Genomic DNA, 17,541 nt, shown 5'->3' with positions numbered 1-17,541 from the left:
CCGTGACAATCTGAGGACTCCCCCGCAGGATGGAGCCATGCAGATGAACGAACCCCAGGTCTGGACTCTGATCGGCGTGTTCGCTGCCTTCATGCTGGGGGCGCTCACCGTCCTCATCCGCCAGAACGACAAGATGACATCGTCCCTCCGGCGCGAGCTGGGATACCGGTTCGAGACGATGGAGACGAAGCTCCAGGCGATGGAGACGAAGTTCGAGGCGATGGACGCGAGGGTCGACACCCGATTCGACGCTCTCGAGGCGACGTTCGACGCGCGACTGGGCTCTGTCGATCGACGACTCGAAGAGCTCGACAAAGAGGTCGCCCACCTGGCGACCCGCTTCTGGGGCTCCCGCTAGACCCGCTGGCTGGCGGGTTGGATCTCGTTGCGCAGCACCACGGTGCGCGAGGGCTGCCGGTCGCCCTTGATGCGCTCGAGCAGCATCCGCGCCGCCGTCACACCCATGTGGCGCGCCGGCAGGCGAACGACGGTGACGGCGGTGGGAGACAGCGTCGTGAAGGGCAGTGACCCGATCACGGCGACACCGACCTGCGGCGGAGTGAGCCCGTGCTCGGTGAGCACCTGGATGGCGCCGACGCCGATGAGGTTGTTCCCGGCGACCACGGCATCGGGCGGCTCGGGAAGCGCGAGGAGCTCCTCCATAGCGGCACGGCCCCCCTCCACGCGGAACGTCGCGAATCGTGCGAGCTCGTCGAGGTCGAGGTCTGGCTGAGCCGCAGCGAGCACGGAGCGCCATCCTGCGGCTCGCTCCGCCGCGGTATCGATGTGCTCGGGCCCGCCGATATAGGCGATGCGACGATAGCCCGCGTCGATCAGATCCTGCGTCGCGGACGTGCCCGCTGCACGGTTCGCCATCACGACACCGTCGATGTCGTACGTGGTGCTGCGGTCGACCGCCACGACGGGACGCCCCGTCGCGAGGATGCCCTCGAGGTTGGACCGCTCGTCGGCCGTCGCGATGATGATCCCCGACATGTGCTCGGAGATCGCGATACGGAGGTATGTCGCCTCCTTCTCCATCTGCGCGTCGGAGTTGCACAGGACGACCGAGTAGCCCGCCTCGGAGGCGACGTCTTCGACCCCTCGCGCCATCTCCGTGAAGTAGGGGTTCTCGATGTCCGGGATCACGAGCGCGATGACCTCGGAGCTCTGGCGTCGGAGTGTACGAGCCGTGCGATTCGGCGTGAAGTTCAGCCGGGCCGCGGCGTCGCGCACGGCGGCCACCTTCTCCTCGGACACGCTCGTGCCGTTGAACACACGCGAGACGGTCGCCGGGGAGACACCCGCGAGTTCCGCGACGTCATAGATCGTGGCCATGCACCCTCACTGCCTGCCCGGACGCGCCGGACGTGAAAGCAACAGTATCGCGCACACCTCGATTCTCTGGCGTTCTCATCTGAAATCGATTACATTGGCGCCCATGACTTCCTCTGCTTCTGATCTGGCATCCCTCGCAGCGCTGCGACCGGTGCAGACCCGATCGATCTCCCCCGAGAACTTCGACGGATCCGCTGGGGGCGGTGGCCGCGCGACCGAGGGCACGGGCGCGATGAACGCTCGTGACCTCGGTCCCGGTTGGAAGATCTCGCCCAGCATGGACATAAAGGCCGGCGAGACGCTCGAGCTCGCGAACATCACCGGTGCGGGCAAGATCACCCACCTCTGGATCACGACCCATACCGACAACTGGCGCACCCTGCTGCTGCGCGCATATTGGGACGGCGCCGACGAACCCGCCGTCGAGGTGCCGTACGGCGACTTCTTCTGCAACGCCTGGGGAGTCTTCGCGCAGGTGAACTCGCAGACGATCGCTGCGAACCCGCACGGCGGATTCAACTCCTACTGGCCGATGCCGTTCAAGGACGGCGCCAGACTGACCCTCGAGAACACCTCCGTCGTCGACGTGCGTGTCTACTACCAGGTGACCTACGAGGTCGGAGGCGACCACTCGAACGACGCGTACTTCCACGCGCAGTGGCGTCGATCGAACCCGCTGGCCGATCTCACCCCGCACGTGATTCTGGAGGGCGTCGAAGGGCAGGGTCAGTACGTCGGCACGTACATCGCCTGGGGCGTGAACTCCAACGGATGGTGGGGCGAAGGCGAGATCAAGTTCTACCTCGACGACGACACCGACTATCCGACGATCTGCGGCACGGGGACAGAGGACTACTTCGGCGGTGCCTGGAACTTCGACATCCCCGGCCAGGGCTACACGGAGTTCTCGACTCCCTATCTGGGCATGCCCCAGGTGATCCGTCCCGACGGGCTGTATGTGTCGCAGCAGCGCTTCGGCATGTACCGCTGGCACCTGCTCGACCCGATCCATTTCGCGACCGGTATCCCGAAGGTCGACATCCAGGCGCTCGGATGGCGCAGCGGCTGGCGGTACCTACCGCTGCGCGACGACATCGCCTCCACAGCACTGTTCTACCTCGACCGCCCGACCGCGCGGCGCCCGAAGACGCCGACGGCCGACGACCTGGAGGTGCACCTAGGCACAGCCCCGGTGCCGGACATCGGCGCCACTCCGCCCCGCGAGCCTCAGGACTGAGCGCGGCGACTCTCAGGCGAGCCAGGCAGGGGCACGACCGCGAAGCAGGGCGCCGTCGATGGAGAAACGGCCGGCTCCCGTGAGCGCCAGCGCGAGCGCGGCGACACCGAGGACCGCGACGAACTCGTAGCCCCCGTCCCCGACCCACAGCCCGGCGGGGAGGGGCACGAGGAGAAGCGCCACCGCCATGTCGATGGTGAGCAGGATGCCGACCGGCCTCGTGAGGAATCCGATGATCAGAAGAATGCCGCCGACGAGCTCGAGGAACGCCACCAGCGGGGCGGCGATCTCGGCGAACGGCACTCCCATGCCGGCGAAGCTGCCGATGGTCCCGGGCAGCGTGAACTCGAAGATCTTCTGCGCGCCGTGGGCGGCGAAGATCGCGCCGACGACGACCCGGAGGACCAGGAGGCCGGTCGAGGCGGCGGCAGAGGGGGCTTTGGTGTTCGTCATGAGGAGTTCTTCCTTCGTGGCAGGACACCCGCGCGCCAGGCGCGGAGCAGGGTCGTTCCCTGCTCCCCAAGCTAGGAAGCGTTGCTTTCGGTCTCCTGGACGCGCCCGCCTACACCAGCCCCTGCACGCGGAACTGCTCCGAGTGGTACACGCTGTTGTTGCCCGTGTTCCATTGGCTCACGCTGAGGTGCAGGTCCGACAGGGTCGACCCGGGGATGATGTAGCCGCCGTAGAGCTGCGCGACGTGCGAGGCATCTTCCGTGTTCCACTCGGTGCCGGTGAGGAGAGTGGTCTTCGTGGCCGTGTAGAGGTTGTCGGTCGGCGTGTTCAGGACCATCGCGTCGATCCGATACGCGCCGGAGTTGAACCAGGTGAGAATCCACTTCCCGCCGAGCGGTCGCAGGCACATCTCACCGAACTTGCCGCCGAGCACCTCGGTGACGGGCTTGCCCCACCCCCATGAACCGTTCGCGAAGCCCCACGGTTGATAGGCCGAGAGCGTCGTCATGTTGTTCGACGGCACCCGGTACAGCACGATGCCCTTGTCGCGCTGGAAGCCCGTGCCGTAGATGTACACGTAGCCGTCGTTGCCCTCGCCCCACGTGATGCACTGGAACTTGCCGCCCGCCATATCCGCGGGGAACTGCAGCCCCGTGTGCTGCCAGGACGCGCCGTTGTCGTCCGACTTCCAGAGTTCCGTCCAGCGCACGGCTCCGAACTGAGGGCCATTGACGATCGCGTGCAGATACATTCGCGATCCGACGGTGATCACATCGGAGGGGATCACTGTCGTGAAGTAGGCGTCGTGCGGGTAATACCAGAGCTGCGGAGCGACGCCCTGCGTGTTCGCTCCGGCACCCGCGCTCCCGTTGAACGCGACTCCCGCGGCGAGGTTCGTCGTCGAGGAGTAGAGAGCGACGGGGGAACGCCAGTTCGCGCCGCCGACACCATCGGCCCACGTGTCGCCGAACATGAAGAGCATCCGACCATCCGGTGTGCGAGCGGGGATCCCGAGATCCGTGGCCCCGATGCCGTACTGCACGGGGCTCTGCGTGCCGGCGAGCACCTTGACCCTCGTCACGGACAGTCCGGCGGCGGCCGCGGGAGCGGGCCGGCCGGTCGCAGCCAGGAACGCCGCTCCCGCTACCACCGCTCCCTGCAGGACGCCCCTGCGGCTGAGCCATGACTCCTGGTTCTGTTCGATCTCCATCGATCTCTCCTCTCGCTGCCGCCGGGTGGCGGGTGCCGGTGGTGCTGCAGAGTGCTGCTATTTCAGGCCTGCCATCTTGATGTTGCCGATGATCTGACGCTGGAAGATGAGGAACAGGATGATCACCGGCGCTGCGGCGAGCACGGACCCGGCCATCAAGAGGCCGAGCTCGGTGCTGCGCTCGGACCGGAAGGTTGCGAGGTACTGCTGGAGCACGAACCGCTCCGGCGAGGTGATCGTCAGGATCGGCCAGACGTACGAATTCCAGTACGCGAGGAACGCGGTGATCCCCATCACGACGAACGGCGGCTTCGACAACGGCAGGAAGATGCGTACGAAGATGCCGAAACGACCGCAGCCGTCGAGCATCGCGGCCTCTTCCAAGCTCTTGGGGATGTTCAGGTAGAACTGCCGGATGAAGAACACCATGCCGGCGCTCGCAAGCCCGGGGATCACCAGCACGGCCAGCGTGTCGAGCATGGAGAGGCGGGTGACCACGATGAAGCTCGTGAGCAGGATCGTCATGCCGGGAATGAACATCGTCGTGATCACGATCGCCCAGATCGTCTTCTTGAACCGGAAGTCGAGGCGTGCGAAGGCGTAGGCGGCGAGCGAGTTCACGGCGAGACTGCCCACGGTGAACAGCACGGCACCGAAGAACGTCCACAACAGAGTGCGCAGGAACGTCGGATCGGCCAGGATCTGCGCGTAGTTCTGCCAGAGCCACACCTCGGGGAAGAACTGGAAGGGGGTCTCCACGACCTCGGTCTTCGACTTGAAGCCGGCGATCACCATCCAGGCGAGCGGAAACAGCGACGCGATGACGAACAGCGCACCCAGGATCACCTTGCCGATGACGACGAGCCAGCCTCCGGCGCTGCGCGGCGGCCTGGTCGAGCGAGGTTCTCTGCCGGCGAGCACGATGCGCGTGGTCTCCTGCATGACGGCCATCAGTCCACCAGCCTCTCGGAGTTGACGAACTTGAAGACGAGGGCAGAGATCGTACCCAGCACCACGAACAGCAACAGCGCTGCGGCGATCGAGTAGCCGACGTTCACATCGTTGCGGAAGTGGTTGAAGATGAACAGGTTCGGCAGGGTCGTGGAATCCAGCGGACCGCCCTGGGTCATGACGAGGGGCAGTTCGAACTGCTGGATCGCGGCGACGAAACCGGTGATGAGCAGGTACAGCACCACGTTCTTCATCTGCGGGATGGTGATGTACGCGGTCTTCTGGCCCCAGTTGGCCCCCTCCATCGCCGCCGCCTCGTAGTACTCCGCCGGGATGTCGACCATCGCGGCGACCATGATCAGCGAGGTCAGTCCCATGCCCAGCCAGATCGCCGGGACCGCGATGGCGAGGAGCGCCCACTTGGGATCACCTATCCAGGCGATCGGCTCGATGCCGAAGGTACCGAGGAAAGCGTTGAGAAGTCCGCCGGAGTAGTTGTAGATCAGCACGAAGATGATCGACGCGATCACGGCGGAGATGATCGTCGGGATGTAGATGCTGACCTTCAGGAGGCTGGCCGCCCGTCGAGACACGGTCACGACGAGGCTTGCGAAGAGGAACGCCAGCACGAGCATGATCGGCACGGTGAGGAGCACGAAGGCGAAGCCGCGACCGATGGTCGCGAGGAACAGCGGATCCTTGAGCACGTTGGCGTAGTTGCGGATGCCGACGAACTCCGGGTCCTTATAGAAGCTCCAGTCCTGGAATGACAGGTATCCGGCGTAGATGGCCGGCCAGATCACGAAGATCCCCAGCAGCACCACCAGCGGCAGCAGGAACCAGTATGCGGTCCTGTTGTCGCGATAGCGGTAACGGTTCTGCCGCTGCCGGATCGCCCGGCGTTCCTGCACAGCCTGATTGGCCATATCCACCTCGTCGTGATCTCGTGTCCTTCACTGTTCGGGGGCCGGGGCCGACCCCCGAACAGTGAGCGACGTCAGTTCTTTGGTGCCTTGTCGGACAGCCCGTCGCGGTCGATGACGGTCTGGATCGCCGCATTCGCGGTCTTGATCGCGTCATCCACCGAGGCGGAGCCCTTCATCACGGATTCCATCGCCGTGCCGACGGCGAGATTGACATCCCAGGGGTAGGTGGAACCGGGGATGGCGTCCGGCGCGATGTCGTCGACGATGATGCTCGACCACGGAGCGTCAGCGGCCTCTTCGCTCGCCGCGACGGCATCCTGCACGGACTGACGCACCGGCACCTTGGTGAACTGTGTGTCGACGAAGAATGGGACGAGGTTCTGCGGCTCGCCGCCGATCGCCCAGGCGAGGAATTCGCCGGCGGCTTCGGGGGCCTTGCTCTTCGCGTCGACAACCCAGGTGAAGTTGCCCATCGTGGTGGCTGTGCGGCCGTCCGCATCCGACGAACTCGGGAAGGCACCGACGCCGGTCTTGCTGAGCAGGTCGGTGTAGTCCGAGCCGATCTCGGACATCATCCACGAACCGGACACCTTGAAGGCGACCTTCTGCTGACCGAAGTCCTCGCCTGCGACGTATGCCGCGAGAGGCTGCTTGGGCATGTATCCCTTGTCCCACAGCTGCTGGTACTGCTCCATCAGGCTCCGGTAGCCCTCGTTGTCGATGTCAGGGGCGGTCCAGTCGTCGGTGAGCGCCAGGTGTCCGGCGAAGTTGTACTGCTGTCCGACGGTCGACCACGCCATTGTCACCGCATCCTGCGCCGGCGAGATGCAGTACTGCCCGTCGGAGAGCGTCGGCTGGATTTTCGCGCAGGCGGCGAGGAGATCGTCCCATGTCGCCGGGGCGCTCCCTGAATCGACACCGGCAGCGTCCAACATGTCCTTGTTCCAGAACAGCACGGTCTGAGGCTCGAGCAGCAGTGGATAGGCATAGTGCGTGCCGTCGATCTCGGAGATCGATTTCGCGTTGTCGAGGATCTCGTCGAGGGCGTCCTTCGGGACGATGGAGTCGAGTTCGTGCACCGATCCGGCGTTCACGAGGTCGTAGAGGTTGGCGGAGCTGGTGTAGACGTCCGGGGCCTTGCCTGCGGCCTGGGCCGCCTTCATCTTCTGGTCCCACGCGTCGGCGGGCACCTCGGTATCGACGACCTTGATCTTGTCCTGCGAGGCGTTGAACTTCTTCACGATGTCGGCGTACCACTCGTTCTCCACAGGCGTGAACGTCCGGTGCCAGAACTGCACCGTGGTGACGCCGTCCTCTCCGCCTCCGTCGCCGGCAGACTCCCCCGGCGTGCCGGAACCGCACGCGGCCAGCATGACGCCGACCGTGAGCGCGCCCAGAGCGGCGATCGCGGCCCTGCGCGTACGAGTTGTGATTCTCATGGGTTCCTCCTCAGGAACGGACTCCTCATCGAGTCGCTGCGGTGATCTCGGCTGCCGCCGACGGGCCCTGGTCGCATCCCTGGATCGTCGGTGATCGGGTATGCGCCAGAGTAGGCGAAATCGATTTCATACGCAAGGCATGATCCGTGCGTCGATCACTCTGCGCGCTCCAGGTCTGCGGAGAACCAGAAGACGTTGTACGGATCCCAGAGCGACAGCGTGAAGTAGATCCGACGTCCGCCGTCGCTCACGTATCGCGGATTCAGGTACGGCGAGTACAACCCGGGATGGTCCTCGCGGGGAACGAGTTCGATCGCCTCGCCCCACGGGCCCCACGGCGTGACACCCTCACGGATGTATGCCGAACCGGCATCCGAATAGGTCATGATCCAGCGGTCCAGATACGTCGACCACATCACCGAGAGCTCTCCGACCGTGCCTTCCAGAATCGTCTCGGCGTCGCGCAGGTCGTCGCTCCACTGCGGCGTCCCTCCTTCGAGACCTGCGAAGTACGAGTACTCCGACTGGTCTTCGACGGCGTCCTCGGTGGCCGGGACGCGCATCAGCTGAACACCACCGAATCGGCCGGACGGAATCGACCAGAAATAGATCCAGTCCGCGTCGCCGTCCCTCACCTCGGCCGTCGCGAACTGCACGAAGTTCGAGTCACCCGGCCACTCCACGCCTTCGACAGGGCGCCATGTAGATCCGAGATCCCGCGAGACGACGAGGGCGGAGTAGTTGGAATCCCAGGCTCCAGGGCTGCCCCAGAAACGCACCGACATGTACGAGACGTAGATCGCGTCTCCGACAGCGAAGCCGTAGGTCGGAATCTTCGTGACCTCGCCACCGGCGCCGTTCGCGTCGTGATCGCCTTCGATGAGGGGCGCGGCGAGGCCGACCTCATCCTCCAGCCACCCCTCGAACTCGATGCCGTCCGACGGGTCGTCGTCGGTCGTCCACGCAGCCACGTTCGAGCGCCAGAACCCGCCCTGCCCACCGATCGACCCGGGCTCGCGTTCGCCGAACGTGTCGCCGAAGAAGAAGAAGGTCTTGTCACCGACGTTCACCATCGATCCGAGGTCGGTGCCCGCGACCGAGACCGACTCCGTGTCGTTCGTGGCGCCAGGCCCCGTGAGCTGCGCGATCTCGGTGAGGCCGGACACCCCATCGAGCACGAACGGTTTGTCAGGATCGGGATCGACGATCACACCGCCCTCTCCACTGCACCCGACAACAGCGACGGCCAGAACGAGGGATACCGCCACGGCCACGCGGCGGAAGGCGACAGGAAGGAAGGCGACAGGGCTGGACATGATCCTCCTCGATCGACGTGATTCCTCGAATCTAGCGAAATCGATTTCAACACACTAGGGTCATCGACATGCTCGACTTCGCGACACCCCACTGGCTTCGGCCCTCTGGTGACGGCGCATCCGAGCCCCGGTGGGGACCTGTCGGCGGGCTCCAGGTCGGAATCCCGCCGACACCGGGGCCGCGCGGGCTCCTGCGCGTCTTCACCCCCTACCTCGACCACCCCCACGAGCGGCTGGTGAACTTCATCGCCGTGGAGCCGGTCCCGGAGGGCGCGACAGAACGGGGATTCTCAGAGATGGAGCCGAGCACGCTGGATCCCGGCAAGCAGGGCAAGAGGTTTTGGTCGGCGGACGATTCTGCAGGTGCGAACTCCATGCCGTCGACGGCCCCGGCCCGTGGACGGATCGGTACCGTCGAGGGCGTGGAGACGCTCACCGTCTGGATCGGCGTCGAACGCTTCGCCAACGGTGCGGATGTGAGTGTGAGGGTACGGTTCTTCGCCGACCGGCCGCACGAGGTGGAGGTCGCGGGGTTCACGAGGGCGACATCTGTGCCGCTCTCACACCTGATCCTCACCGCGACGATGGGCAATTGGGCACGACTGCGGCTGCTGCACCTGGCGGACCGCGTGGTGTCGCCTGCCGAGCTGTGGCCGGAGTTCTCGGGCACCGCGTTCACCGCTCACGGCCGCTTTCCGCTCGCCGACCTGACCCGCGACGGGGAATCGGCGATGGTGAGCGCCACCGGCGACGAGGAGGAGCCATGGTCCGTCGAGTACTCCGCTGATACCGCGGAACACTGGCGCTTCCTCGGTCGTCGAGCCGTGCAGACCTGGCGCGTGGATGACCCGCACCCGGCGCTCGAGGCAGTGGTCAACGCCCGCTGGTCCTATTGGGCGAGTTCTTCGCCGATCCCCGGGGGTCCCGCGTACGAGAACTTCGAGATCGTCGAACCGTTCCGCAATGGTGCGGCGTTCCGGTTCTCCGTGGAGCCGCTCTGATCGAGGCGCTGCCTCCAGGCGCTGCCTCTAGGCGCTGCCTCGCGGGTCCCAGAGCACGACCTCGGTCGAGCGGCGCAGGCGGCGACCGGTCGGCATGGGCACGACACCTGCGGAACCTGCGGCGAACACGCGCACGCCGGGGCGATTCTCCCGCTCGGTGCGCAGGGCGGCTTCGAGCACGGCGATCCGGTTGCGCAGCGCCCTGTTCTCGTCTTCGAGGTCGAGCAGACGAGCGATCGCGGGAAGGCTCGCCCCTTCGGAGGAGAGCTGTGCGACCTCGCGCAGCTGCTCGATGTTGCGAGACGAATAGCGGCGCGAGCCGCCCGAGGTGCGGCCGGGGACGACGAGGCCGATGCGGTCGTACTGCCGCAGCGTCTGAGGGTGAAGGCCGGAGAGCTCGGCGGCGGCCGCGATCGCGAACACCGGGGTGTCGGCGTTCATCATCGATTCCCCTCTCCTCTCCTACCCGTGTCTCTTGTCGTACGCGCGGACTCAGGCAGAGGCGCCGGAACAGGCGCGTTCTTCACAGAACGGCCTGATCCGGCGCGAACGCCTGTCCCGGCGATGTGATCCCGACGACTGCTCATCGCCGGGCCTTCGCCATCAACTCGGCTCGCGGGTTCTCGTCGGGCTCGAGCTCCTGGAACTTCTCCAGCGCCGCGCGTGCGGCCTCGTCGAGGTGCGTCGGCACCGCGACCTGGAGCTCGGCGAGCAGATCGCCCGTGCCCTTCGACGTCGCGACTCCGCGACCCTTGACCCGCAGCACCCGCCCTGAGGGGGTGCCCGGTGCGACGCGGAGCTTGACCACGTCGCCGCCGAGGGTCGGGACTTCGATGGTCGCCCCCAGGGTCGCCTCCGTGAAGGTCACGGGCACGACGACGCGCAGGTTGAGACCGTCGCGCGTGAAGACAGGGTGCGGGCGCACCGTGATCTGCACCACGATGTCACCGCTCTCCCCACCATCGGGCGAGGGCCGGCCGCGGCCGCGCAGACGGATCTTCTGACCGTCGGCGACACCGGCGGGGATCTTCACCTTGAACGGCTTGCCGTCTTCGCCCTGCAGCGAGATGGTCTCGCCCTGCACGGCGGTGACGAAGTCGAGCGTGGTGCGCGCGGTCACGTCAGCACCGCGCTGCGGCCCGCCGAAGCCGCGGTAGCCGCCGCTCGGCTGGCCGAAGCGTCCGCCGCCGAAGCTCGCACCCTGGCCCTGGTTGAACATCGCGAAGATGTCCTCGAAGTCCGCCGTCTGCCCTCGGCCCTGCTGGCCGAAACGGCTGAACACGTCTTCGAAGCCGCCTGTGCCCTGGCCGCCCGCCGTGAAGCGGGCACCGGAGCCCATGGCGCGGATCTCGTCGTACTCCTTGCGCTGTTCCGCATCGGAGAGCACCGAGTAGGCCTCGCTGATCTCCTTGAACTTCGCCTCGGCCTTGGCATCACCCTGATTGGAGTCCGGGTGATACTTGCGCGCGAGCTTGCGGTACGTCTTCTTCAGTTCTGCATCGCTGACGTCCTTGGACACCCCGAGGGTCTTGTAGAAGTCCTTGTCGAACCAATCCTGGCTGGCCATCGATCACCTACCCTTCCGGGACAGCGACGACGACCTTCGCAGGGCGCAGCTCGACATCACCGAGACGGTAGCCCACCTCGACGACCTCGAGGATCGTGGTCTTCTCGGCGCCGGGCGTCGGCTGCTGGAAGATCGCCTCGTGACGCTGCGGGTCGAATTCCTCGCCCTTCTCGCCGTACGCGACCACTCCGAGACGCTCCACGACCGTGCGCACCTTCTCGGCGATCACGGCGAAGGGCGTGCCCTCGACCAGATCACCGTGCTGGGCCGCGCGATCGAGGTCGTCGAGCACGGGGACCAGGCCCTTGGCTGCCTCGCCCTTCGCCCGCTCGATCTCGACCTGCCGCTGCTCTTCGGTGCGGCGACGGTAATTGGCGTACTCGGCCTGCAGACGCTTGAGGTCGTTCAGCAGAGTGGACTCGAGGTCGGCGAGCACGGCGTCTTCCGCCGCGGCCTCGCCGGTCTGGGTCGCGCCGAGGATGTCGTCGACCGTCAGGTCGTCGGGAGCGCCGTCTGCCGGGGTCTCGTCCGAGCCCTCGGCGGCCTGCGCATCGCGGGAGTCCTGGTGGTGCGGCGCGGGGCCGGATGCCTGAGCATCCGACCCCTCGCTGCGACCTTCGGCGGACTCAGGATTCTGGTTCTCGTCGAAGTTCTTGTCAGTCATGGTTACTTCTTCTCGTCCTCGTCGTCGACGACCTCGGCGTCGATGACGTCCTCGTCGGAGGAGGGAGCGTCACCGGCCGGGGCCTCGCCGTCAGCCGAAGCGCCGGCAGCAGCATCCGCCTGCGAGGAGGCGTAGATGGCCTCGCCGAGCTTGGACTGCGACTGGTTGAGCTTGTCGAACGCGGTCTTCACAGCGTCGTCATCCTCACCGGCCAGAGCCGTCTTGAGCGCGTCGACGTCGGCCTTGACCTCGGTCTTCACGTCTTCGGGCAGCTTGTCCTCGTTCTCGGTGATCAGCTTGTCGATCGAGTACGCGAGCGTCTCGGCCTGGTTGCGGACCTCGGCGGCCTCGCGACGCGCCTTGTCCTCGGCCGCGTGCTCCTCGGCCTCGCGCACCATGCGCTCGATGTCTTCCTTCGACAGCGACGAGCCGCCGGAGATGACGATCGACTTCTCGGTGCCGGTGCCCTTGTCCTTGGCGGACACGTGCACGATGCCGTTGGCGTCGATGTCGAAGGTGACCTCGATCTGCGGGATGCCACGGGGAGCCGGGGCGATACCCGTCAGCTCGAACGTGCCGAGCGGCTTGTTGTCACGCGTGAAGTCACGCTCGCCCTGGAAGACCTGGATCGCGACGGACGGCTGGTTGTCGTCTGCCGTGGTGAAGGTCTCGCTGCGCTTGGTCGGGATGGCCGTGTTGCGCTCGATGAGCTTGGTCATCATGCCGCCCTTGGTCTCGATACCGAGGCTCAGCGGGGTGACATCGATGAGCAGGACGTCCTTGCGCTCGCCCTTGAGGACACCGGCCTGGAGGGCGGCACCGACGGCGACGACCTCGTCCGGGTTGACACCCTTGTTGGCGTCCTTGCCGGTCTCGCGCTTGACGAGCTCGGCGACCGCGGGCATACGCGTCGATCCACCGACGAGCACGATGTGGTCGATCTCGGACACCTTGATGCCGGCTTCGCGGATGACGTCCTCGAACGGCTTCTTGGTGCGGTCGAGCAGGTCCTTCGTGAGGTCCTCGAACTTCGCGCGGGTGATGGTCTCGGACAGCGACACGGGGCCGGAGTCGGTCAGCGACAGGTACGGCAGGTTGATGCTGGTCGACGTCGAGGAGGACAGCTCCTTCTTCGCCTGCTCCGCAGCTTCCTTGAGACGCTGCAGGGCGATCTTGTCACCCGAGACGTCGACGCCCGTGGTCTCCTTGAACTGCTTGATCAGGTAGTCGACCAGGCGCTGGTCCCAGTCGTCTCCACCGAGGCGGTTGTCACCGGCGGTGGCGCGCACCTGGATCGTGGAGAAGTCGTCGTCCTTGCCCACCTCGAGCAGCGAGACGTCGAACGTTCCACCACCCAGGTCGAAGACCAGGATGAGCTCGTCTTCCTTGCCCTTGTCGAGGCCGTACGCCAGAGCGGCAGCGGTCGGCTCGTTGATGATGCGCAGGACGTTGAGGCCCGCGATCTCGCCGGCTTCCTTGGTGGCCTGACGCTCGGCGTCGTTGAAGTACGCGGGGACCGTGATGACCGCGTCGGTCACCGTGTCGCCCAGGTACGCCTCGGCGTCGCGCTTCAGCTTCATCAGGATGCGCGCGGAGATCTCCTGCGGCGTCCACTTCTTGCCGTCGACGTCGAAGGTCCAGTCGGTGCCCATGTGGCGCTTGACGGAAGCGATCGTCCGGTCGACGTTGGTGACGGCCTGGCGCTTCGCGGTCTCACCGACGAGCACCTCCCCGTCCTTGGTGAAGGCCACGACCGAAGGGGTCGTGCGGAAGCCCTCTGCGTTGGCGATGACCTTGGGCTCGCCACCCTCGAGGACGCTGACGACGGAGTTGGTGGTTCCGAGGTCGATACCGACAGCACGTGTCATGTGTTCTCTCCTTTGTTGGAAGTTCTCTTCGTGGGAAGTTCTCTGTGTCTCAGAAATCTGCGGCGATCAGGAAAACCTGAGTCGCGATGACTCAAGTGTACTTCGGCGTCGACGAGGAGTCAAATGAACTTGATATGAACTGGCTCAACTTTGAGGAAGGGCTCAGAACGGGGCCACCGCGAGGTCTTCGGTGAAGGTGACGGTGTTCTGCAGGGGCGGCCGGTCGACGTAGACCCTGCCGGTCGGACTCGTCCAGGCGTAGACACCGGCACCCAGAGCTTCGACCATCCACGGAGAGTGGTGTTTGAGCATGTGATGGCGCCGACAGAGGTGGCCGAGGTTCGATTCGCGAGTGGCTCCCCCGAGAGCGGCGTCGTGATGATGATCAATGTCGCAATCAGTGGAGGCATATCCGCAGGCGGGGAATCGGCAGCGCTGATCCCTCGCTCTCAGATGTCGCTTCAGATCAGACCCCGGACGATAGCGGTCGACTGCGAGAAGCGCGCCGGTGATCGGGTGGGTCAGCACTCGATCCCATCCGGAGGCCGCTCCGGCGAGCGCGCGAGCGGTCTCGAGGTCGATGGGAGTGCAACCGTTCAACTCGGCCGACGCCCCGCCGCCTCTGATCAGGGTGGTGACGGGAACGGTGATCGACACCGCTCCACGGACACCCGAGAGGAGCCCCTCGGGAGCGTCGTGCCCGATCGGAGCACCCGCGAGGAGCAGGTCGAGGGCGAGGTCGGCACGGAGCTGAGCGACGGTGCGCGGATCAGAGGTGCACGGATCAGAGGTGCACGGATCAGAGGTGCACGGATCGGTGGTGGGCGGATCGGTGGTGGCAACGGCCGATTCCGGACCCGAAGGTTCATCCGCTCCCTGCACGATCTTGGCCATCTGCGTCAGCCGGTCGAAGACGCCGTGGACGAGCGTCGACGGCCCGAGCAGGCCCAACTGCGACATCCCGTCGCCGACGTCTTTCACCCACACGGATCTCTTCTCCCGTGCGTCGAGGTGCCGGTCCTCGATCGACCGTGCCTGGAATCGTTCAGCCACCCGCCGAGCCATGCGGCCCACTCGCCCCGGAGACTCCGACTCGGCGAAGGCGATCACCTGCGTCGCATAGGCATCAAGAGTCGCCCCCTCATCGAGGTGTTCCCCGGCTTCGCAGATGACCCGGGCGTGCGCCGCACTGATGCGACCGGCGCCCTGCGCCTCCCAGACCAGTGGGAAGCGCTCCACGATCCATGCCGCGTCTGCCATCCGGCGCTGCACCGTCCGATCACTCACCCGCAGGGCGGCGGCGAACTCGGCAGCCACCGTGCGCGCCGACATGTCGCCGTGATCGGGATGCTCCGCCTGGTCGGCGACCTCGAGAGCGATCCGTGACCCCAACGCCAGGATGCCGTCGCGCGCGGCCTGCAGACTGCTGATCGTGCGCTCGACCTCGACGAGCATCTCGGTGAGCGCGGCGAGCGCGCCCACCTGCTCGAGCGTCGCGTCAGCCGGTGCCGTCATACCTGCAGTGAATCAGGGGCCACCGACATTCGAAGCCCCAGATCACAGCAGAAAAACGATATGCCGGAATGTGGTCGTCGCTGCACCCGAGAGCACTCCGGAAAGCCGCTCAGCCCCCGCCGAGGGCTCCGGCCCACACCGCTCGATGCTCCCGTACGTACCGCAGCGCGTCCGCCCAGTGGTCGCCGTGCCCGTCCACGTACATCGAGGCCCACGGCTCGTCGCCGACGGCGTGAGACCGTTCGAGCAGCGCGAGCATCGCCGCCGTCCGGTCCTCCATGCCGCGAGGCAGATCACGGCGCATGACATCGTCCGCCCGGTATCCATCGACCAGCGCAGCGAGATCCCGAGACGCATCCACCGGGTCTCGTCCGACATCCGACAGGGCGAACGCCTGTGCCGCGTAGGCGAGGTCCCAGAGCCGGGTGCTCGGAGCGGCGGCATCCCAGTCGATGAACACCCAGCGGTCGCCGACGACGAGGTTCCATGGCGCCAGATCGTTGTGGCAGATGAGCTCGGCACCGGGCGCGACGATCGCCGTCTCCCAGACCGCGTCCGCCCGCGGCGTGTAGCGGGCACTGGCGTCGTGGATCCCGCGGATCATCGAGCCGACGCGCCTCAGCTCGGCCACCGTCAGCCGCTCACCGTCCATGGCCAGGGTTCCCGGCACGAACTCCACGACGTGCCGGCCCCTTCCGTCGCGGCCACGCGGTTCCGGCGCATCGACCCCCGCCACCCGCATCGCCGCGACGAAATGATCGACGCTCGGAGTGGCCGCCGTCCACGCCTTGCGCACCGTGTCGCCGATGCGCACCACGGCCCCGCTCGCGTTCCCCCCGGCCAGCACCTCTTCGTCCACGCGTCGACGTTAGCGCGCCGATGCCCCCGCCGTCCCACCGCGATACTTGACCCCGAGAGCCATTTGACCCTCACACTCATTTGACCCTCACACAGTGGCAGACGGGAGAACTGAGGCATGTTGTCCATCGGAGCGTTCGCGCAGATCGGCCAGGTGACCCACCGGATGCTCCGGCATTGGGACGCCGCCGGCCTGCTCATGCCCGCCCACGTGGACGAGTTCAGCGGCTATCGCTCCTACGATCCGTCACAGCTGGAACGGCTGCACCGGATCGTCGCCCTGCGCCAGCTGGGGTTCGGGCTCGATGACATCTCCGCGATCCTCGACCGTGGCGTCGATGCCGAGCGCATCGCCGCTCTGCTGCGGATCCGTCGCACCGAGGTCGAGCAGGAGCACCGCGTCGCCGCAGAGAGACTCGTCGACGTGGAAAGGCGCCTCCACCTCATCGAGAGAGAGAATCACATGTCCCAGATCGAGATCATCGACAAGCCGCTCCCCGCCGTCCGCCTGGCCGCGATCCGCACCATCGTGGCCGACCAGCCCGCCGTCGCAGGTGTCGTCGGTCCCGCGTTCGACACTGTGGCGGACATCATCGGCGACGACCACTCCCTGGCGACCCCGATCGCCCAGTACGAGACCCTCGACGACGCCCTGCAGGTCATCGCCGGATACACCTATGCCGGGCCCGCACGGGAAGGTCTCGAGATCATCGAGCTGCCTCCGGCCGACGAGGCCGTGTGCGGCATCCACCTCGGCTCGATGGAGCACATCGCCGAGAGCTGGCACGCGATCCACACCGAGATCGTGGCCCGCGGCCTCACGCACGACGGCCCCTGCCGCGAGCTCTACGTGCGCGCCGTCTCCGACGACCAGTCGGACTGGGTCACGGAACTGCAGCAGCCCGTGCGGCGGGGCTGAGGCACACGGCGCCGCGGGCGTCGAACCGTGGCAGGATGAGAGTAAGGCGAGCCTTACCGGCCGCCCCGGCGGTGTCGCCCGGCAGACGCCGCGGCATGGATCCGTCCCTTTCTCGGAAGGACCGTGCGGATGAGATCTGCGGCGATGGGTGGGAGCGAGAGCACCGATTACGACGTGCTCATCGTCGGCGGCGGGCCGGCCGGTCTGTCCGCCGCCCTCAACCTCGGCCGCGCACTCATGCGCGTGCTGGTGATCGACGCCGATCGTCCACGCAATGCT

18 protein-coding genes are annotated in these 17,541 nt (G+C 66.4%); 5 read left to right on the top strand and 13 right to left on the bottom strand.

Translation table 11 applies throughout. From position 1 onward, the window contains the following. The first annotated feature begins 37 nt into the window (after positions 1-37). Positions 38-358, top strand: a complete 321-nt coding sequence (locus tag DSP71_RS10460) for a hypothetical protein (RefSeq protein ID WP_046748708.1) — start codon at positions 38-40, stop codon at positions 356-358. On the opposite strand, the gene DSP71_RS10455 is transcribed toward DSP71_RS10460, so the two are convergent. Next, entirely contained in the window at positions 355-1,338 is a 984-nt protein-coding gene (locus tag DSP71_RS10455) for a LacI family DNA-binding transcriptional regulator (RefSeq protein WP_046748707.1), read from the bottom strand. The genes DSP71_RS10460 and DSP71_RS10455 overlap by 4 nt on opposite strands. 103 nt (positions 1,339-1,441) lie before the next feature. Here DSP71_RS10455 and DSP71_RS10450 point away from each other — a divergent pair, with 103 nt between their 5' ends. Next, positions 1,442-2,575 carry a glycoside hydrolase family 172 protein gene (locus DSP71_RS10450; RefSeq protein WP_046748706.1) on the top strand — a complete coding sequence of 378 codons (1,134 nt, stop codon included), beginning with the start codon at positions 1,442-1,444 and terminating at the stop codon, positions 2,573-2,575. Positions 2,576-2,587: 12 nt separating this feature from the next. Here the strand turns inward: DSP71_RS10450 and DSP71_RS10445 are convergent, their stop codons facing one another. The 6 genes from DSP71_RS10445 to DSP71_RS10420 all read right to left on the bottom strand — a co-directional run bounded on the left by DSP71_RS10445 (position 2,588) and on the right by DSP71_RS10420 (position 8,870). Further along, positions 2,588-3,028 (bottom strand): DoxX family protein, encoded by a 441-nt coding sequence (locus DSP71_RS10445; RefSeq protein WP_113681047.1) that lies wholly within the window; start codon positions 3,026-3,028, stop codon positions 2,588-2,590. Between the two features lie 109 nt (positions 3,029-3,137). Beyond that, a complete protein-coding gene (locus tag DSP71_RS10440) occupies positions 3,138-4,238 on the bottom strand; it encodes a DUF4185 domain-containing protein (RefSeq protein ID WP_058632329.1) in 1,101 nt (366 codons plus the stop codon). Between the two features lie 57 nt (positions 4,239-4,295). Further along, on the bottom strand, positions 4,296-5,189 hold the full coding sequence (locus DSP71_RS10435) for a carbohydrate ABC transporter permease (protein WP_046748704.1): 894 nt from the start codon (positions 5,187-5,189) through the stop codon (positions 4,296-4,298). Then, positions 5,189-6,115 carry a carbohydrate ABC transporter permease gene (locus DSP71_RS10430; protein WP_046748703.1) on the bottom strand — a complete coding sequence of 309 codons (927 nt, stop codon included), beginning with the start codon at positions 6,113-6,115 and terminating at the stop codon, positions 5,189-5,191. The genes DSP71_RS10435 and DSP71_RS10430 overlap by 1 nt, the downstream gene beginning before the upstream one ends. A gap of 71 nt (positions 6,116-6,186) precedes the next feature. Continuing rightward, on the bottom strand, positions 6,187-7,554 hold the full coding sequence (locus tag DSP71_RS10425) for an ABC transporter substrate-binding protein (RefSeq protein WP_046748702.1): 1,368 nt from the start codon (positions 7,552-7,554) through the stop codon (positions 6,187-6,189). 155 nt (positions 7,555-7,709) lie between these two features. Next, the gene (locus DSP71_RS10420) at positions 7,710-8,870 is read right to left on the bottom strand and encodes a DUF4185 domain-containing protein (protein ID WP_113681046.1); all 1,161 of its coding nucleotides are present in this window, start codon (positions 8,868-8,870) and stop codon (positions 7,710-7,712) included. A gap of 68 nt (positions 8,871-8,938) precedes the next feature. On the opposite strand from DSP71_RS10420, the gene DSP71_RS10415 reads away from it, so the two are divergent. Next, entirely contained in the window at positions 8,939-9,871 is a 933-nt protein-coding gene (locus DSP71_RS10415; RefSeq protein WP_233437342.1) for a hypothetical protein, read from the top strand. A gap of 27 nt (positions 9,872-9,898) precedes the next feature. On the opposite strand, the gene DSP71_RS10410 is transcribed toward DSP71_RS10415, so the two are convergent. From DSP71_RS10410 to DSP71_RS10385, 6 genes are all read right to left on the bottom strand, one after another. Then, positions 9,899-10,312: a heat shock protein transcriptional repressor HspR gene (locus DSP71_RS10410; RefSeq protein WP_058632345.1), complete on the bottom strand. Its 414-nt coding sequence runs from the start codon at positions 10,310-10,312 to the stop codon at positions 9,899-9,901. A 142-nt stretch (positions 10,313-10,454) separates the two neighbouring features. Further along, positions 10,455-11,438 (bottom strand): DnaJ C-terminal domain-containing protein, encoded by a 984-nt coding sequence (locus DSP71_RS10405; RefSeq protein ID WP_058632332.1) that lies wholly within the window; start codon positions 11,436-11,438, stop codon positions 10,455-10,457. Positions 11,439-11,445: 7 nt separating this feature from the next. Then, positions 11,446-12,102: a nucleotide exchange factor GrpE gene (locus tag DSP71_RS10400; RefSeq protein WP_046748698.1), complete on the bottom strand. Its 657-nt coding sequence runs from the start codon at positions 12,100-12,102 to the stop codon at positions 11,446-11,448. A gap of 2 nt (positions 12,103-12,104) precedes the next feature. After that, positions 12,105-13,970 (bottom strand): molecular chaperone DnaK, encoded by a 1,866-nt coding sequence (dnaK, locus tag DSP71_RS10395; protein ID WP_113681045.1) that lies wholly within the window; start codon positions 13,968-13,970, stop codon positions 12,105-12,107. A gap of 162 nt (positions 13,971-14,132) precedes the next feature. Beyond that, positions 14,133-15,485 (bottom strand): HNH endonuclease signature motif containing protein, encoded by a 1,353-nt coding sequence (locus tag DSP71_RS10390; protein WP_113681044.1) that lies wholly within the window; start codon positions 15,483-15,485, stop codon positions 14,133-14,135. A gap of 109 nt (positions 15,486-15,594) precedes the next feature. Then, a complete protein-coding gene (locus tag DSP71_RS10385) occupies positions 15,595-16,344 on the bottom strand; it encodes a phosphotransferase (RefSeq protein ID WP_113681043.1) in 750 nt (249 codons plus the stop codon). Between the two features lie 117 nt (positions 16,345-16,461). On the opposite strand from DSP71_RS10385, the gene DSP71_RS10380 reads away from it, so the two are divergent. Together DSP71_RS10380 and DSP71_RS23565 are read left to right on the top strand one after the other, a co-directional pair. After that, complete coding sequence (locus DSP71_RS10380) at positions 16,462-17,262, top strand: MerR family transcriptional regulator (protein WP_113681042.1); 801 nt, start codon at positions 16,462-16,464, stop codon at positions 17,260-17,262. A gap of 129 nt (positions 17,263-17,391) precedes the next feature. Then, a partial coding sequence (locus tag DSP71_RS23565) for an FAD-dependent oxidoreductase (RefSeq protein ID WP_309472617.1) occupies positions 17,392-17,541 on the top strand: 150 nt, incomplete at its 3' end.

This window comes from Microbacterium sp. H6, assembly GCF_003314775.1.
In the GTDB taxonomy this organism is placed as follows: domain Bacteria; phylum Actinomycetota; class Actinomycetes; order Actinomycetales; family Microbacteriaceae; genus Microbacterium; species Microbacterium oxydans.
This window is presented reverse-complemented; position numbering and strand designations above follow the sequence as displayed.

Bases quoted from the DNA above. Each gene is read 5' to 3' on its own strand.
- DSP71_RS10450 (WP_046748706.1), top strand. From the start codon at position 1,442: ATGACTTCCTCTGCTTCTGATCTGGCATCCCTCGCAGCGCTGCGACCG.
- DSP71_RS10410 (WP_058632345.1), bottom strand. From the start codon at position 10,312: ATGAACGCCGACACCCCGGTGTTCGCGATCGCGGCCGCCGCCGAGCTC.
- DSP71_RS10460 (WP_046748708.1), top strand. From the start codon at position 38: ATGCAGATGAACGAACCCCAGGTCTGGACTCTGATCGGCGTGTTCGCT.
- DSP71_RS10380 (WP_113681042.1), top strand. From the start codon at position 16,462: ATGTTGTCCATCGGAGCGTTCGCGCAGATCGGCCAGGTGACCCACCGG.
- dnaK (WP_113681045.1), bottom strand. From the start codon at position 13,970: ATGACACGTGCTGTCGGTATCGACCTCGGAACCACCAACTCCGTCGTC.
- DSP71_RS10400 (WP_046748698.1), bottom strand. From the start codon at position 12,102: ATGACTGACAAGAACTTCGACGAGAACCAGAATCCTGAGTCCGCCGAA.
- DSP71_RS10440 (WP_058632329.1), bottom strand. From the start codon at position 4,238: ATGGAGATCGAACAGAACCAGGAGTCATGGCTCAGCCGCAGGGGCGTC.
- DSP71_RS10425 (WP_046748702.1), bottom strand. From the start codon at position 7,554: ATGAGAATCACAACTCGTACGCGCAGGGCCGCGATCGCCGCTCTGGGC.
- DSP71_RS10420 (WP_113681046.1), bottom strand. From the start codon at position 8,870: ATGTCCAGCCCTGTCGCCTTCCTTCCTGTCGCCTTCCGCCGCGTGGCC.
- DSP71_RS10405 (WP_058632332.1), bottom strand. From the start codon at position 11,438: ATGGCCAGCCAGGATTGGTTCGACAAGGACTTCTACAAGACCCTCGGG.
- DSP71_RS10445 (WP_113681047.1), bottom strand. From the start codon at position 3,028: ATGACGAACACCAAAGCCCCCTCTGCCGCCGCCTCGACCGGCCTCCTG.
- DSP71_RS10435 (WP_046748704.1), bottom strand. From the start codon at position 5,189: ATGGCCGTCATGCAGGAGACCACGCGCATCGTGCTCGCCGGCAGAGAA.
- DSP71_RS10415 (WP_233437342.1), top strand. From the start codon at position 8,939: ATGCTCGACTTCGCGACACCCCACTGGCTTCGGCCCTCTGGTGACGGC.
- DSP71_RS10390 (WP_113681044.1), bottom strand. From the start codon at position 15,485: ATGACGGCACCGGCTGACGCGACGCTCGAGCAGGTGGGCGCGCTCGCC.
- DSP71_RS10455 (WP_046748707.1), bottom strand. From the start codon at position 1,338: ATGGCCACGATCTATGACGTCGCGGAACTCGCGGGTGTCTCCCCGGCG.
- DSP71_RS10430 (WP_046748703.1), bottom strand. From the start codon at position 6,115: ATGGCCAATCAGGCTGTGCAGGAACGCCGGGCGATCCGGCAGCGGCAG.